Source organism: [Mycobacterium] stephanolepidis, assembly GCF_002356335.1.
In the GTDB taxonomy this organism is placed as follows: Bacteria; Actinomycetota; Actinomycetes; order Mycobacteriales; family Mycobacteriaceae; genus Mycobacterium; species Mycobacterium stephanolepidis.
The window spans coordinates 2634770-2649393 of sequence record NZ_AP018165.1 but is presented as its reverse complement, the minus strand read 5'-3'; the positions used below and the strand labels follow the sequence as shown (position 1 = coordinate 2649393).

The following is a 14624-nucleotide window of genomic DNA, read 5'->3' as shown; positions in this document are numbered from 1 at the left end:
GGCTCCCATGCTTTTTGACGCGGTGCTTCTGCTGTCCTTCGGGGGACCCGAGGGGCCGCAAGAGGTTCGGCCGTTTCTGGAGAACGTCACCCGCGGTCGCGGGATTCCGCCGGAACGTCTCGACGAGGTGGCCGAGCACTACTTCCATTTTGGCGGTGTCTCACCGATCAACGGCATCAATCGCGCCCTGATCGCTGAGATCTCGCGCCAGCTGGAACTGAGCGGACGCCCGCTGCCGGTGTTCTTCGGCAACCGCAACTGGCACCCCATGGTGGAAGAAACCGTTGCCGACATGCGCGACAAAGGGGTTCGCCGCGCAGCGGTCTTCACGACCTCTGCCTGGGGCGGTTACTCGGGATGCACCCAGTACGTGGAAGACATTGCACGGGCCAGGGCCGCGGTGGGCGAGGGGGCGCCCGAGCTGGTCAAGCTTCGTCAGTACTTCGACCACCCCGCGTTGGTGCAGCTGTACGCAGAGGCGGTGACCGCCGCGGTGTCGGGGATGCGGGAGGCGCCCCGGCTGGTGTTCACCGCACATTCCATCCCCATCGCCGCCGACCAACGGCACGGTCCCGATCTGTACAGCCGACAGGTGCGCTACCTTGCGGAGCTGGTTGCGGCCGCGGCCGGTTACCAGGATTACGACGTGGTGTGGCAGTCCCGCTCTGGTCCACCCCAGGTCCCGTGGCTAGAACCCGACATTGTCGATCATCTTGCGGCACTGAAAGATCGGGACATTCGCTCGGTTGTGGTAGCACCGATCGGGTTTGTCTCGGACCATCTCGAAGTGGTGTGGGACTTGGACAACGAGGCGCGTGAGTACGCGGCCGAACACGACATCGAATTCGCGCGGGCGGCGACACCGGGTGCGGACGAGCGATTCGCACGTGTGGCGCTCGACTTGATCGCAGAGATCGCGGACGGCACGGCACCGCGGCGTATGGCCGGAGCGAACCCGGTCCCCGGGTACGGGTTCAGCGTGAACGGCGCCCTGTGTTCGCCGCTGTGCTGCGGTCGCCAGGAGGTCTAACGCGCGGCTTCGATGATGGCGGCCGCGGCGGCCATCCGTGCCTCACGCACCAGGATGATGAGGGGGCGCAGCACGTCGGCGACCGCACCGTCATCGAGGGCGCCGGGTAACTCCATGACCTGGGCCGCCGCGGTGGCTATGGCCTCGACCTGGTTGGCCGAATCCAGCACGCGGACTGCCCGGTGTGGCGCGTAGTCGGGCAGTCGGTGCCCGCGTAGCGTGGAAAGTACCTCTTCGACCAGGGCGCGGGGGTCGGCATCTGCTGTGTCCACGACCCGATCGAGGCGGTTGAGGGTCGCTGTGGCAGTCCGGACTGCCTGGCGTAGTTGATATTCGGCATCCCCAAGATCTGGTCCGGCTTGTGCTGGGATTCGGGCGGGGAGTGAGTACACGGTCCAGGACAGGCCAACGGTTTCATCGCGATCCTCGTCGTACTCCACAGCGGGAACCAATCCTATTGCTGTGGAGTTATTTTGGCGGTCGCTGAGCACAATCGCCTCGCTGGCCTCCATCGCGTCACGTTGGAACTGGGTGTTGGCGGGCAGGCCGCGGGGGTCACCGGGAGCGGGCAAGATCACATGGATATCGGGTACTCCGTGTGGCTGGCCGGTCGCGGTACGGACCGTCTGGAGTAGGCCGATGGGGCCGTTGTCGTCCATATCAGGCCACGAAAGCCCTGTGTGACCGGCCGCGACGGCGTCGTAGGCCGTGACCAAATGTCGTGGCGCCCAGGCGATAAGGGCATCAATGACGTCGTCGGGAGCCGCGCGGCCGGCCAGCCACGCGCTTGCCCACACCGCCAGGGACACACTCGGATTCGCCATAGTGCTCGCAGTCTAAGGCCCCGTATCCGCCCCCACCAGTTGCCCACGCGGTCTAATGTGGACGCATGCCGATTGTGTGGCTCGTCGCAGGCATCCTGCTTGCGGCCGCCGAACTGATGACAGGTGACATGTTCCTGTTGATGCTTGGCGGTTCGGCCCTGATCACGGCCGGTGCCGGCTGGGTGTTTGACATGCCGTTGTGGGCAGAGGGGCTGGTCTTCGTCATCAGCGCGGTCATTCTGCTGGTCGGCGTGCGGCCTGCTCTGCGCAAGCGGCTAACGGCAGGCCCGATCCTGCACACCAACGCCAAGGCGTTGGAGGGCAAGAGTGCCATTGTGATTGAACCGGTCGATGACGTCCACGGGCTGGTTCGACTCGGCGGCGAGATGTGGTCCGCCCGCAGCCTGGAGAAGTCTGGGCGATTCGAGCAGGGTGAGACGGTGACGGTTGTTCAAATCGACGGCGCGACGGCGGTTGTCGAGAAGATCTAGCGCAAGAATCTCAGTGACAGGAGTACGGGTATGGGAGTAGCTGCCGGAGCCTTTGTGCTGATCGTCTTGATCATCCTGGGCGTCACCATCGTGCTGAAGTCCGTGGCACTCGTCCCGCAAGCGGAAGCCGCGGTGATCGAGCGTCTGGGGCGGTACTCGAAGACCGTGAGCGGGCAGTTGACCATTCTGGTGCCGTTCGTCGACCGCATTCGGGCCAAGGTTGATCTGCGTGAGCGGGTGGTGTCCTTCCCGCCCCAACCGGTGATCACCGAGGACAACCTGACGGTGAACATCGACACCGTCGTCTACTTCCAAGTCACCAATCCGCAGGCTGCGGTGTACGAGATCAGCAACTACATCGTCGGTGTGGAACAGCTCACCACCACCACGCTGCGCAATGTGGTCGGTGGCATGACGCTGGAGCAGACGCTGACCTCACGCGATCAGATCAACGGCCAGCTGCGTGGTGTACTCGACGAGGCCACCGGGCGGTGGGGCCTACGCGTCGCGCGCGTCGAGTTGCGATCCATCGACCCGCCGCCTTCGGTGCAGGAATCGATGGAAAAGCAGATGAAGGCCGACCGCGAGAAGCGCGCCATGATCCTATCGGCCGAAGGTGCCAGGCAGGCCGCGATCCTGTCGGCGGAGGGGCAAAAGCAGGCCCAGATCCTGGCCGCCGAAGGCTCGCGGCAGTCGGCGATTCTGGCCGCCGAAGGTGAACGCCAGTCCCGCATCCTGCGTGCCGAGGGTGAGCGCGCCGCTCAGTATCTGCAGGCTCAGGGTCAGGCCAAAGCCATCGAAAAGGTCTTTGCCGCAGTGAAATCCGGCAAGCCCACTCCGGAGTTGTTGGCATATCAGTATTTACAGACACTGCCGAAGATGGCTCAGGGTGAAGCCAACAAGGTATGGCTCATTCCCAGCGACTTCGGCTCGGCATTGCAGGGGTTCACCAAGTTGCTGGGCGCGCCCGGCACCGACGGCGTGTTCCGCTACGAGCCGTCTCCTGCCGATGAGTCGAGCGAGCGTCCCGAGGACGACGCCACCGAGGTTGCCGGATGGTTCGAGACAAAGACCACCCCGGAAGTCGCTGCGGCGGTTGCCGCGGCGCAATCCGCGGCCCAGGAGATCGGGGCATCGGACCCCGCGATCGATCCGGCGAACCGTCACGGTCTGCCCGGGGCGTGATGCCGGCGCGGGCGTTGTCTGCTTGACAAGCCGATTTCTCCGGCCCATCATGGGTACCGGTTCAGCACCTTGCTAGGTGAGGCTCCTACGTGAATACAGGCCACTGATCTGACGACGTCGAGAGACGCCCAAGGTTAGGACAGGTCTTCCCGGACTAAGGGATGACCCGAAGTGGCTTCCGCGAGCGGACACGTCACGTAGTGCCGAAGCCCTGACGAGAGGGGTGCGTACCGGACGCCGTGAGTGTCCGGTGATTTCCTCTTGTGGTCGCTGTTCTGGAACAGCAGGCGCCCTCGTGCGCCCCGACGGCAAGGAGGTGAGGCACAACCGTGATATCCGGCGATAGTCCGCATAGACAACAGCTGCCGCATACCTTGCTGCTCATTCGAGGGTGAATCCTCGCTCTAGTCAACGTGTTTGACGTTTGCGTTCAGGTATGCGGCTTCCCAAAAGGAGTCCGATCATGAGCACCACATTCCACGCAGTACGCCGGCTGTGGACACGGCACCGGCTGACCCCGCAAGAGCGCGCCAATCTCCAATTGGCGTACTCGCCGCTGGCGGTCGTCTCGGCATCTCTCGGAGCGCACCCACCGCGGTAGCCGCGAGGGGCATCGCCATCGCATCCACGCACAGTCGATTCACAGTGCGTGGACATTCGGAATTCATTCGAGGCCAATACGCTGAGGAGTCGGCATGTCTACTTCGAGTAACGCGGCTGTGCCGCGGGTAATCCAATTTTCGGATCTATTGAAGGCTCCGGTTGTCGCACGTTCGGGTGACACAGTAGGCCGGTTGGAAGACGTCATCGTTCGGTTCCGTGGAGCAGATGAGTACCCGATTGTCACCGGCTACTTCGTCGACATGGGTGGACGCAGGGTATTCGTATCTTCAGACGCGGTTTCTGTCGTGGCGCCAGCTCGAATTGAATTGAGCAAGAACAAAGTTGATCTGCGCGGCTTTGAACGTCGCGATGGGGAATACCTACTGGAGGAGGACGTACTCGATCACCGGTTTATCGATGTGGAGAATGCCGAGCTGGTGCATGCCTACGATATCGAGCTGGTGGAGTCGCCTGAAGGGTGGATTCTCGCTCGACTCGATACCCGTCGTCCGGCAAGGTTTTTCGGCCTGATCAAGGCGGGGGCCGGCCAGGCGGGTAGGGACTGGAAGGCGTTCGAGCCGATGATCGGCCATGGTGGATCGCTGCTGGCACGCCGCGTCGGGGGGAGAGTGAACACACTCAAGCCCGCCGAAATCGCCGACCTACTCGAGGAGGCCGCCAAGGAAGAGGGCGGCGAGATCCTCGACCGCGTCCGCGACAATCCCGAGCTCGAAGCCGATGTATTCGAGGAACTCGATTCGGATAAGGCCAGCAAGCTGTTCCAGGACATGCCCGATGCCGAGGTCGCTGCTCTGCTTGGCAGGATGCGCGCCGATGATGCGGCGGATGCGATCTTCGATCTGCGCCAGTCGCGTCGACGGGCCGTCTTGGAGCTGATGCCGGGCCCGCAACGTACCAAGGTGGTCACGTTGATGGGGTTCAGCCCTCAGTCGGCCGGTGGTCTGATGAACGTCGACATCGTCTCGTGCGTGCTCGGTAGCAGCGCCGCTGATGCGCTTGCTGCGATCTCTGCGGCGAAATCCCTACAACCCGAGGCGCTTCTGAAAGCGCACGTGATCGCCGATAACGGTGAATTGGTGGGTGTGGTGTCGGTGATCCGGCTCCTGCAGGCCGCTCGTGACGTGACCGTGGAATCGATCATGGACGATGACCCGGTGCGGGTCTCCCCGGAGGCCGATCTCACTGATGTCGCGCTGCTGATGGCCGACTACAACCTGGCCTTGATTCCCGTTGTCGATGGGGGAGACAAGGTTCTTGGCGTGGTCACGTATGACGACGTGTTGGCCGCGTTGATCCCTGAGGATTGGCGTCGTCGCGAACCCGCCCCGCGTCCGGTGCGCCAGATCGCCTCGAGCCCAGACGGAGTCAGCCCATGACCGAGATGGGAATGGTCGACGCGCCATTGGGAAACTCGGACGACCTTGTTGTGGGGGCACCTGGAGGCGTCACGGCCCAGCCGAAGAGCGCAGTTCTTGACTCGGCGCATCTCGGCGATATCGAGGGCGCATTCGGCAGGATCAGTGTGAGTGATCCCGGCCAGGCGCGGACCTTCAAGACCCGGATGGCCACGATGGCCGCGATCCTGGGACCGGGCATCATCGTCATGGTCGGTGACAACGACGCCGGCGGCGTGGCGACCTACGCGCAGGCCGGTCAGAGTTATGGATACAGCTTGTTGTGGGTGCTTCTGCTGCTCATTCCGGTTCTTATCGTCAACCAGGAGATGGTGGTTAGGCTTGGCGCGGTCACCGGGGTGGGACACGCACGGTTGATCAACGAACGGTTCGGCCGTGGGTGGGGCTGGTTCTCCGTGGGCGACCTGTTCATCCTGAACTTTCTGACCCTCGTTACTGAATTCATCGGTGTGGCATTGGCTTCCGAGTACCTGGGAGTTCCGAAGTACTACACGGTGCCCGTCGCCGCGATCGCGCTGATTCTCATCATGGCCACCGGGAGCTTCCGTCGTTGGGAGCGCGCCATGTTCGTGTTCATTGTGATCACGCTGCTGCAGATTCCCATGTTCTTGATGTCGGATCCGCAGTGGGGCAGGGCCGCACACGATTTCGTGGTGCCGGGCATCGAGGGCGGAATCAGTTCGGGTGCTGTACTGCTGATCATCGCGATGGTGGGCACCACCGTGGCGCCATGGCAGCTGTTCTTCCAGCAGTCGAACATCGTCGACAAGCGCATCACTCCTCGGTTCATCGGGTACGAACGTGCTGACACCGTGATCGGCTCTCTCGTGGTGGTGATAGGTGCTGCCGCGTTGCTGATGACGGCCGACTACGCAGCCCGCGTCACCGGGAACTCGGGCCCGGACAAATGGGGTGACGGTGGTGATGCGGGTCTGATCGCCGGCTGGTTGGGAGAGGCTCAGCCATTGCTGGGCAAGATCTTTGCCATCGTGCTGCTGGATGCGTCGATCATCGGCGCAGCGGCGGTCACCCTGGCGACCAGTTACGCGTTCGGTGACACCTTCGGGCTCAAGCACTCGCTGCACCGTAGCTTCAAGGACGCCAAGCCGTTCTACTTGTCCTACACCGTGATGGTTGGCGTGGGGGCGGCCATCGTGCTGATTCCGCATGCCCCGCTCGGGCTGATGACCACCGCGGTGCAGGCATTGGCCGGGCTGCTGCTGCCCAGCGCGAGCGTGTTCCTGCTGTTGTTGTGCAATGACAAGGCGGTGCTGGGTCCCTGGGTCAACAAGGCGTGGCTCAACATCGTGGCGGGGCTCATCGTCGGTGTGCTGCTGTTTCTTTCCGGCATCTTGATGGCCACCACCCTCTTCCCGGACCTGGACTTCGTGCAGGTCGCCGGTGACCTGGCGGCAGGTGTCGCGGTTCTCGGGGTGCTGATAGGGATTGGTCTGTGGTGGACCTCGGGTAGGCAAAGCGTCGATCCGGCGGCGGTGGCGATGGCCAAGGCCCTCGAAGGCGTGGACGCCCGGACCTGGCGGATGCCCCCGTTGGCCTTACTCGAACCGGTCACGTGGAGTCCGTCGACGAAGTTGGGCATGCTTGCGCTTCGGGGATACCTCGTGGTCGGCGCCATCCTGTTGGTGGTGAAGGCAATTCAACTCGCGCACGGGAGTTGAGTGTCTGCCCAGGCAACGCGTATGAGAAGACGCGGTCGCGCTGGATTCTGTGGGCGCGACCGCGATGGCGCTCCAGGAAAAGTCGCAACGCGCGAATACTCATGTCTTCATTGGACGGGATTGATTCCGGGCTGTGCGTCCGGCCGGTTCCCTACGTTGCTAAATGCCTTGATGACGTGCGTTATCCGCAGGAGAACCGTTGGATCTTCGCGCCGATCAAGGCCGCATCCGCGATAGGGCTGCTGGGCGGAATCCGGTTCCCGGGGCTTGCCAAGCTGACGCTGGTGATGCTCACCATCTATTTCGGTCTGGCAGTGGGCGCACATCTGCGGGTGCGCGATCTCGGTGTGAATGCGATGTCCGCCTCGACCTTGTTTGCCACCTACGGCGTGTTGGCGGCCAGGGGCTTGGCGGCGAAATCGTCATGACGCAGCGGCGTTTGGCGACACCGACGGTACTGGCCGCGCTGGCGGCCATGCAGGCAGCCGATGCCGCGGCTTGCGTCCGGCCGATCAAACCCATCAAGGATGCGCTGGAGAAAGTTGGTTTGCCACAACGGATCTGGTGGGTTCTACCGGTGGTGAAGTCGGCCTCGGCCGTGGGGCTTCTCGGCGGTATCCGATGGACAGCGTTGGGTCGGCTGACCGCGTTCATGCTCACCGTCTACTTCACGCTGGCGGTGGGCGCGCACTTCCGCGCGCATGACCAGGCATTCCGCGCGCTGCCGGCGGCAAGCCTGCTGGTGTGGTTCGCGATTCTCGCGGGCAAGGGATTTCAGGGGCGGGAGTCCGCGGTCTAGCCGCCGACCCGTTCGGGTTCATCCGAGGCCTCGGGAGCGGCGATTTCGGTGTGCGTGCGCTTGTATCGCCGGATCTCGTACAGGATGCCCAGCACGCCGATCACCGAGGTGGCCAACGAAACCATGAAGAGCGTGCCACTGATATGTCCGGTGAGTGCGTCACCGAGTACCACGACGGCAAGGGTGCCCGGAAGCAAGCCGATGAAGGTGGCCAGCGTGTACGGAAGCACCCGCACCGCGGAGGCTCCGGCCGCGTAGTTGAGCACCGAGAACGGCACGGCCGGGATGAGCCGCATAGACATCACGGCGATCCAGCCGCGACGGCGTAGTTGGTCGTCGACATTCTTCACACCGGGTCGGTGATGCAGTGTGCTGAGCTTCCAACCCAACGCCCGCACACCCCACAGCGCCAGGACCGCGCTCGCGGTGCTCGCGACAACGGCAAGTAGTACGCCGAGCTGCGTGCCGAAAAGCAAGCCGGCGGCCAGGGTGAAGGCGGTCCGTGGGAACGGCAACACCGTCACGATCGTGTGCGCGGCGAGGAAGGCCAGCGGGAACCAGGGGCCGAGCTCACCGGCCCAGTCCCGCATCTGCAGGGCAGTCGGCAGTGGAAGAAACAGCACGGCCGCGGCCACGATGAGAACGGCCACACCGGTCCATAGCAGCTGACGCGGCGGGATCCGTCGCGCCGCCGCGACGCCCGCGCCCCAGACCTGCCGGAATCCCATGGTGGTCAAGCCTACGGAGCCCGGATGAACGAAGGGGACAGGACACGGGTGTCGCGATGGCCGTGCCCCCGTACTGGGCAGTAGTCGATGGCGTCATTTAGCCTGATGACTAAGTGTGATAGGCATTTCGGCATGGAGTGCCATATATGTCGCTCGACGACGAGCAGCAGGGAGCAGTTTCGTGACTGTTGAGGTACCCGAGATTAGGCATGACTTCGCACGGTGGCAGAAGAACGTCGCCGGGGTGTTGGCTAAGTCGACGCGCAAGGCTGTCGAGGATCTGCCCGCCGACCCCGAGCGACTGCTCGACTCGCCGACATACGACGGGATCGCGATCCGTCCGTTGTATACGGCGTTGGATGAGCTTCCCGAGCCGTCGCTGCCCGGACAATGGCCGTTTGTCCGTGGTGGCGATCCTCGGCGCGATGTGAACAGTGGGTGGAAGGTCGCCGAGCGTTTCGACGGTGCCGCTGGGACCGATGCGGCCCTCGTGAACGAGGCCATTCTGGACGCTCTGGGGCAGGGCACCAGCGCCATCGTCCTAGCCGGTCTTGCACCCGAGTCGGTGGGGCGTGCGCTGCAGGACGTCTACCTCGATTTGGCTCCGATCCAAGTGGAGGCCGGTGCCGGGTTGATCGAGGTGGCCGAGGCGATCTTCACGGTGCTGGATGCCTACGAGGGCGATGCCGCCGGTGTTGTCGTGGACCTCGGCGCCGATCCGCTCGGGGATGCCTTCACCGGCCGTTCTGGCATAGCGATCGATGACGCGGTGGCGTTGGCCGAACGTGCGGTCGCGCGGACCGAGCAGATCCGCGCCATCACCGCAGACGGCACGATCGCCCACGAACTCGGCGCCAGCGACAGCCAGGAACTTGCGGTCGCGATAGCGGCCGGGGTCGCCTACCTGAGGCTATTGCAGAACGCGGGCCTGGGAATCGCGGAAGCATTGCGGCAGATCAGTTTCCGTTTCGCCGCGACCGATGATCAGTTCCTGTCGATCGCCAAATTCCGTGCCGCCAGAGTGCTCTGGGCGCGGGTGGCCGAGGTCGCCGGCGCGCCCGAGGCCGGGGGAGCTCTCATGCATGCGGTGACCTCGGAGCCGATGATGGCCCAGCGTGATCCGTGGGTGAACATGCTGCGCACCACGTTGGCCGCCTTCGGCGCCGGAGTCGGTGGCGCGGACAGTGTGCGGGTGCGTCAATTCGATGACGCGATTGCCGGTGGACTGGATTCGGTATCCCCGGCGTTCTCCGCGCGAATCGCCCGAAACACGCAGCTCCTGCTCATCGAGGAGTCCCATGTCGGCCGGGTGCTCGACCCCGGCGGCGGTTCGTGGTACATCGAGGACCTCACGGAAACCCTTGCTCAGCAGGCATGGTCGCTGTTCACCGAGATCGAGGGTGCGGGAGGATTCCAGGCGGCCGCCGAACTGATTCGGGAACGCATCGCCGCGACGCGCGCCGAGCGTACCGACGACATCGCCCATCGGCGTACCTCGGTGACCGGGGTGAACGAATTCCCGAACCTGGCGGAAGCTCCGCTGCCACCACATGCGACGGCGGGTTACCGATACGCCGCCGAATTCGAGGCCCTGCGTGATCGCTCCGATGCAGCGCTGGCCGCATCGGGTGCGCGTCCGTCCGCACTACTGATACCGCTGGGTCCGCTGGCCGAGCACAACGTGCGCACCACATTCGCCTCGAACCTGTTGGCCTCAGGCGGTATCGAGGTCGTCAATCCCGGCGTACTCGACGCCGGATCCGTTGCCGATGCGGTGGCGGATGCGGGAGCGCGCATCGCCGTGATCTGTGGAACCGATGCCCGATACGCCGCTGAAGCAGGTCCGGTTGTCGACGCGGCCAAAGCGGCGGGGATCACCGACGTGTATCTCGCGGGACCCGAGAAGTCCGTCGCGGAGGTCGCGCAGACATCACGACCCGATGGCTACCTGACCATGAAAATCAATGCTGTCGAAGCGCTTTCGGCCATACTGAACAAGTTGGGGGCGTGACATGACTGACCTCACGGATCTTTCGGTATCCGATACCACCCTGGGCAGCTTCGCCGATGTGCCGCTGCACGGTGATCGCGCATCGGTCGCGCCGGACGCTGCCGCCGTCGCAGCCGCGGTGGGCGCCGCCGCCGGCGCCCACGGATACACACCCGAACAGCTCGACTGGGAGACGCCCGAGGCGATCACCGTCAAGCCCATCTACACTGCCGCGGACCGAGATGCCGTGCGAGATCAGGGATATCCACTGGATACCTTCCCGGGGCAGGTGCCGTTTCTGCGCGGGCCGTACCCGACGATGTACGTCAATCAGCCGTGGACCATCCGCCAGTACGCGGGCTTCTCCACCGCCGCCGAATCCAATGCCTTCTACCGCCGCAACCTGGCCGCGGGCCAGAAGGGCCTGTCGGTGGCCTTCGACCTGGCGACCCACCGGGGATACGACTCGGATCATCCGCGGGTGCAGGGCGACGTCGGCATGGCCGGTGTGGCCATCGATTCCATCCTGGATATGCGTCAGTTGTTCGACGGGATCGACCTGGGGTCGGTATCGGTATCGATGACCATGAACGGTGCGGTGCTCCCGATTCTGGCGCTGTACGTGGTGGCCGCCGAGGAGCAGGGTGTCAGTCCCCAGCAGCTGGCCGGAACCATCCAGAACGACATCCTCAAAGAGTTCATGGTCCGTAACACCTACATTTACCCGCCGAAGCCGTCGATGCGGATCATCTCGGACATCTTCTCCTACACCAGCGCCAAGATGCCGAAGTTCAACTCGATCTCCATTTCCGGCTATCACATCCAAGAGGCAGGTGCCACAGCCGATCTCGAACTGGCCTACACCCTGGCCGACGGCGTCGAGTACATCAAGGCGGGGCTGGAGGGCGGCCTTGACATCGATGTGTTCGCACCGCGACTGTCCTTCTTCTGGGCGATCGGCATGAACTTCTTCATGGAGGTGGCCAAGCTGCGGGCCGGGCGTCTGCTGTGGAGCGAGCTGGTCGCGCAGTTTGATCCGAAGAGCGCCAAATCGCAGTCTCTGCGTACGCATTCGCAGACCTCCGGCTGGTCGCTGACCGCGCAGGATGTGTTCAACAATGTCGCCCGCACCTGCATCGAGGCGATGGCCGCCACGCAGGGGCACACCCAGTCGCTGCACACCAACGCCCTGGACGAGGCGTTGGCGCTGCCCACCGACTTCTCGGCACGTATCGCACGCAACACCCAGCTGCTCATCCAGCAGGAGTCGGGTACCTGTCGTCCGATCGACCCGTGGGGTGGCTCGTACTACGTGGAATGGCTGACCCATCAGCTCGCATCCCGTGCGCGCGAGCACATCCGAGAGGTCACCGAGGCCGGTGGTATGGCGCAGGCCATCGATCAGGGCATCCCGAAGCTCCGCATCGAAGAGGCCGCCGCACGTACTCAGGCACGCATCGACTCGGGCCGTCAGCCGGTGATCGGCGTCAACAAGTATCAGGTGATCGAGGATCAGCAGATCGAGGTCCTCAAGGTCGAGAACTCGCGGGTGCGCACCGAACAGCTGGCCAAACTGCAGCAGTTGCGCGCCGAGCGCGACAACGACGCGGTGCAGCGGGCACTCGACGAACTCACCAGGGCCGCGGCTGATTCCAGCCGTGCCGGGGAAGACGGATTGGGCAACAACTTGATGGCGCTGGCCATCGACGCTGCTCGTCACAAGGCGACCGTCGGGGAGATCTCCGACGCGCTGGAGAAGGTCTACGGGCGCCATCAAGCCGAAATCCGTACCATCAGCGGGGTATACCGCGACGAGGTGGGAAGGGACGGCGCCGTTAGCAGCGTGACGCAAGCGACCGAGCTCGTACAGAAGTTCGCCGACGCCGATGGCCGCCGGCCGCGTGTGCTGGTCGCCAAGATGGGCCAGGATGGGCACGATCGCGGGCAGAAGGTGATCGCAACGGCCTTCGCCGATATCGGTTTCGACGTGGACGTGGGCCCGCTGTTCCAGACTCCGGAGGAAGTCGCACGCCAGGCCGCCGACAACGACGTGCACGTGGTCGGGGTGTCCTCGCTGGCCGCCGGTCACCTGACTCTGGTGCCGGCGCTGCGCGAGGCCTTGGCAGAGGTGGGGCGGCCCGACATCATGATCGTCGTCGGCGGCGTCATCCCGCCCGGTGATTTCGATGAGCTGTACGAGGCGGGTGCCGCGGCCATCTTCCCCCCGGGAACCGTGATCGCTGACGCCGCGATTGGCTTGTTGCACAAGCTGGCTGAACGACTCGGATACAAGCTCGCGTAAATGGACCTGAGCAACGCGATCCGTTCGGGTGATCGTTCCGCGCTCGCGAAAGCCATCACTTTGGTGGAGTCGACGCGCCCGGATCACCGAGCGCAGGCTCAGCAGTTACTGCTGGATATCTCGCCCGATGCGGGAGAAGCGCTGCGAGTTGGCATCACCGGTGTGCCCGGTGTGGGCAAGTCGACCACCATCGAGGCCCTCGGCATGTATCTCATCGAGCAGGGGCACCGGGTCGCGGTGCTGGCGGTCGATCCGTCGTCCACTCGCACCGGAGGATCGATCCTCGGCGACAAGACCCGGATGGGGCGGCTCTCAGTACATCCCGATGCGTACATCCGGCCCTCGCCCACCTCAGGCACGCTGGGTGGGGTGGCGAAGGCGACCCGTGAGACGGTGGTGCTGCTGGAGGTGGCCGGGTTCGATGTCATCCTCATCGAGACCGTCGGCGTCGGGCAGTCCGAGGTCACCGTCGCGAACATGGTTGACACCTTTGTGTTCCTGACGCTGGCACGTACCGGAGATCAGCTGCAGGGCATCAAAAAGGGCGTGCTGGAGCTCGCCGATATCGTGGTGGTGAACAAGGCCGATGGTGCCCATGCCATCGAGGCACTGAAGGCCGCGCGGGAGTTGTCGGGCGCCCTACGTCTGATCTATCCACATGACACCCTCTGGCGCCCACCGGTTCTCACCATGAGCGCATTGGAGAACAGCGGGGTGTCCGAGATGTGGGACACCGTGTTGCGGCACCGCGAGGTGTTGACGGAGGCGGGGGAGTTCGGGGCCAAACGCCGTCGTCAGCAAGTCGACTGGATGTGGGCGATGGTGCGTGATGCGGTGCTGGATCGGGTGCTCAACGCGCCGGACGTGAAAGCCGCACGGGCGGATATCGAACAGCAGGTGCGCGAGGGAACCTTGACCCCTGCACTGGCTGCCGAGCAACTGCTCAAGCTCAGCTCGTAGTCGCGCGCGAGAGGATGTTCCATGGCCCTGGTCTTTCTCGATACCGAGACCACCGGGCTCCACCGTGAGCGCCAGCCATGGGAAATAGCGATCATTCGCCGGACCGATGCCGGTCAACGGCAGCTGCACCTGTGCGTGGACGTTCAGGATCTGGATCTGGAATCGGCTGATCCGGCCGGTCTTGAGATCAGCGGTTTCCACAAACGTCATCCGCAGGTGCGTCTGCGCCCGCTGCAGTTCCCCCGCGTCTTCCGTGCCGCTGAAGCGGTTTCGCTTGTCGGGGAATGGACAGCGGGCGCCACCATCGTCGGGGTGATACCTCAATTCGACGCCGAATGTCTGACTCGAATGTTCTTGGCGCATGGGGGCAGCCCGGCCTGGAATCCCGATCTTGTCGATGTTGTCGCATTGACGGCGGCCCGGATCCGTGAACGCGGGTTGATACCTGACGCCGACTACTCGAACCTGTCGCTGCAATTCGGGGTCAGAACGCCCAGCGCCGGCCAGCGGCACACGGCCCTGGTTATCTGAAGTTGTCGCTATATTTACTTCCGTGACCAGCCGTTGAGCGTCGTGAACAGGTGTCCGGCACGAGAG

Annotated in this window: 14 protein-coding genes and 1 riboswitch; of the genes, 12 read left to right on the top strand and 2 right to left on the bottom strand. The window is 64.1% G+C overall.

Annotation, left to right across the window (positions count from 1 at the left end):
- Nucleotides 1-7 precede the first annotated feature (7 nt).
- A complete protein-coding gene (locus tag MSTE_RS13105) occupies nucleotides 8-1030 on the top strand; it encodes a ferrochelatase (RefSeq protein ID WP_096501799.1) in 1023 nt (340 codons plus the stop codon).
- On the opposite strand, the gene MSTE_RS13100 is transcribed toward MSTE_RS13105, so the two are convergent.
- Complete coding sequence (locus MSTE_RS13100) at nucleotides 1027-1854, bottom strand: hypothetical protein (RefSeq protein ID WP_096501797.1); 828 nt, start codon at nucleotides 1852-1854, stop codon at nucleotides 1027-1029. The two genes, MSTE_RS13105 and MSTE_RS13100, sit on opposite strands and share 4 nt — an antisense overlap.
- Nucleotides 1855-1919: 65 nt before the next feature.
- Between MSTE_RS13100 and MSTE_RS13095 the strand changes: the two genes are divergently transcribed.
- The 7 genes from MSTE_RS13095 to MSTE_RS13070 all read left to right on the top strand — a co-directional run bounded on the left by MSTE_RS13095 (nucleotide 1920) and on the right by MSTE_RS13070 (nucleotide 8047).
- Nucleotides 1920-2345, top strand: a complete 426-nt coding sequence (locus tag MSTE_RS13095) for an NfeD family protein (RefSeq protein ID WP_096501795.1) — start codon at nucleotides 1920-1922, stop codon at nucleotides 2343-2345.
- A 30-nt stretch (nucleotides 2346-2375) separates the two neighbouring features.
- Nucleotides 2376-3530: an SPFH domain-containing protein gene (locus MSTE_RS13090; RefSeq protein WP_096501793.1), complete on the top strand. Its 1155-nt coding sequence runs from the start codon at nucleotides 2376-2378 to the stop codon at nucleotides 3528-3530.
- Between the two features lie 61 nt (nucleotides 3531-3591).
- A riboswitch (M-box (ykoK) riboswitch) is annotated at nucleotides 3592-3760 on the top strand.
- Between the two features lie 233 nt (nucleotides 3761-3993).
- Nucleotides 3994-4131 carry a hypothetical protein gene (locus tag MSTE_RS25195; protein ID WP_167455688.1) on the top strand — a complete coding sequence of 46 codons (138 nt, stop codon included), beginning with the start codon at nucleotides 3994-3996 and terminating at the stop codon, nucleotides 4129-4131.
- Nucleotides 4132-4225: 94 nt separating this feature from the next.
- The gene (locus MSTE_RS13085; RefSeq protein ID WP_096501791.1) at nucleotides 4226-5530 is read left to right on the top strand and encodes a magnesium transporter MgtE N-terminal domain-containing protein; all 1305 of its coding nucleotides are present in this window, start codon (nucleotides 4226-4228) and stop codon (nucleotides 5528-5530) included.
- Nucleotides 5527-7248, top strand: coding sequence for an Nramp family divalent metal transporter (locus tag MSTE_RS13080; protein WP_096501789.1), 1722 nt, complete (start codon nucleotides 5527-5529; stop codon nucleotides 7246-7248). Before MSTE_RS13085 ends, MSTE_RS13080 begins: the two co-directional genes overlap by 4 nt.
- Before the next feature lie 101 nt (nucleotides 7249-7349).
- Complete coding sequence (locus tag MSTE_RS13075) at nucleotides 7350-7676, top strand: DoxX family protein (protein WP_096501787.1); 327 nt, start codon at nucleotides 7350-7352, stop codon at nucleotides 7674-7676.
- Complete coding sequence (locus MSTE_RS13070; RefSeq protein ID WP_096501785.1) at nucleotides 7673-8047, top strand: DoxX family protein; 375 nt, start codon at nucleotides 7673-7675, stop codon at nucleotides 8045-8047. The genes MSTE_RS13075 and MSTE_RS13070 overlap by 4 nt, the downstream gene beginning before the upstream one ends.
- Here MSTE_RS13070 and MSTE_RS13065 read toward each other — a convergent pair.
- Nucleotides 8044-8775 (bottom strand): TVP38/TMEM64 family protein, encoded by a 732-nt coding sequence (locus MSTE_RS13065; protein ID WP_096501783.1) that lies wholly within the window; start codon nucleotides 8773-8775, stop codon nucleotides 8044-8046. The two genes, MSTE_RS13070 and MSTE_RS13065, sit on opposite strands and share 4 nt — an antisense overlap.
- A 181-nt stretch (nucleotides 8776-8956) precedes the next feature.
- Here MSTE_RS13065 and mutA point away from each other — a divergent pair, with 181 nt between their 5' ends.
- The 4 genes from mutA to MSTE_RS13045 are packed head-to-tail and all read left to right on the top strand — an operon-like array spanning nucleotide 8957 to nucleotide 14558.
- The gene (mutA, locus tag MSTE_RS13060) at nucleotides 8957-10786 is read left to right on the top strand and encodes a methylmalonyl-CoA mutase small subunit (RefSeq protein WP_096501781.1); all 1830 of its coding nucleotides are present in this window, start codon (nucleotides 8957-8959) and stop codon (nucleotides 10784-10786) included.
- A 1-nt stretch (nucleotide 10787) separates the two neighbouring features.
- The gene (gene scpA, locus MSTE_RS13055; protein ID WP_096501779.1) at nucleotides 10788-13067 is read left to right on the top strand and encodes a methylmalonyl-CoA mutase; all 2280 of its coding nucleotides are present in this window, start codon (nucleotides 10788-10790) and stop codon (nucleotides 13065-13067) included.
- Entirely contained in the window at nucleotides 13068-14027 is a 960-nt protein-coding gene (meaB, locus tag MSTE_RS13050; RefSeq protein ID WP_096501777.1) for a methylmalonyl Co-A mutase-associated GTPase MeaB, read from the top strand.
- Between the two features lie 21 nt (nucleotides 14028-14048).
- Complete coding sequence (locus MSTE_RS13045; protein ID WP_096501775.1) at nucleotides 14049-14558, top strand: hypothetical protein; 510 nt, start codon at nucleotides 14049-14051, stop codon at nucleotides 14556-14558.
- Nucleotides 14559-14624 lie beyond the last annotated feature (66 nt).

Coding starts and splice junctions, on each gene's coding strand:
- MSTE_RS13105 (WP_096501799.1), top strand. CDS start 8: ATGCTTTTTGACGCGGTGCTTCTGCTGTCCTTCGGGGGACCCGAGGGG.
- MSTE_RS13100 (WP_096501797.1), bottom strand. CDS start 1,854: ATGGCGAATCCGAGTGTGTCCCTGGCGGTGTGGGCAAGCGCGTGGCTG.
- MSTE_RS13095 (WP_096501795.1), top strand. CDS start 1,920: ATGCCGATTGTGTGGCTCGTCGCAGGCATCCTGCTTGCGGCCGCCGAA.
- MSTE_RS13090 (WP_096501793.1), top strand. CDS start 2,376: ATGGGAGTAGCTGCCGGAGCCTTTGTGCTGATCGTCTTGATCATCCTG.
- MSTE_RS25195 (WP_167455688.1), top strand. CDS start 3,994: ATGAGCACCACATTCCACGCAGTACGCCGGCTGTGGACACGGCACCGG.
- MSTE_RS13085 (WP_096501791.1), top strand. CDS start 4,226: ATGTCTACTTCGAGTAACGCGGCTGTGCCGCGGGTAATCCAATTTTCG.
- MSTE_RS13080 (WP_096501789.1), top strand. CDS start 5,527: ATGACCGAGATGGGAATGGTCGACGCGCCATTGGGAAACTCGGACGAC.
- MSTE_RS13075 (WP_096501787.1), top strand. CDS start 7,350: ATGTCTTCATTGGACGGGATTGATTCCGGGCTGTGCGTCCGGCCGGTT.
- MSTE_RS13070 (WP_096501785.1), top strand. CDS start 7,673: ATGACGCAGCGGCGTTTGGCGACACCGACGGTACTGGCCGCGCTGGCG.
- MSTE_RS13065 (WP_096501783.1), bottom strand. CDS start 8,775: ATGGGATTCCGGCAGGTCTGGGGCGCGGGCGTCGCGGCGGCGCGACGG.
- scpA (WP_096501779.1), top strand. CDS start 10,788: ATGACTGACCTCACGGATCTTTCGGTATCCGATACCACCCTGGGCAGC.
- meaB (WP_096501777.1), top strand. CDS start 13,068: ATGGACCTGAGCAACGCGATCCGTTCGGGTGATCGTTCCGCGCTCGCG.
- MSTE_RS13045 (WP_096501775.1), top strand. CDS start 14,049: ATGGCCCTGGTCTTTCTCGATACCGAGACCACCGGGCTCCACCGTGAG.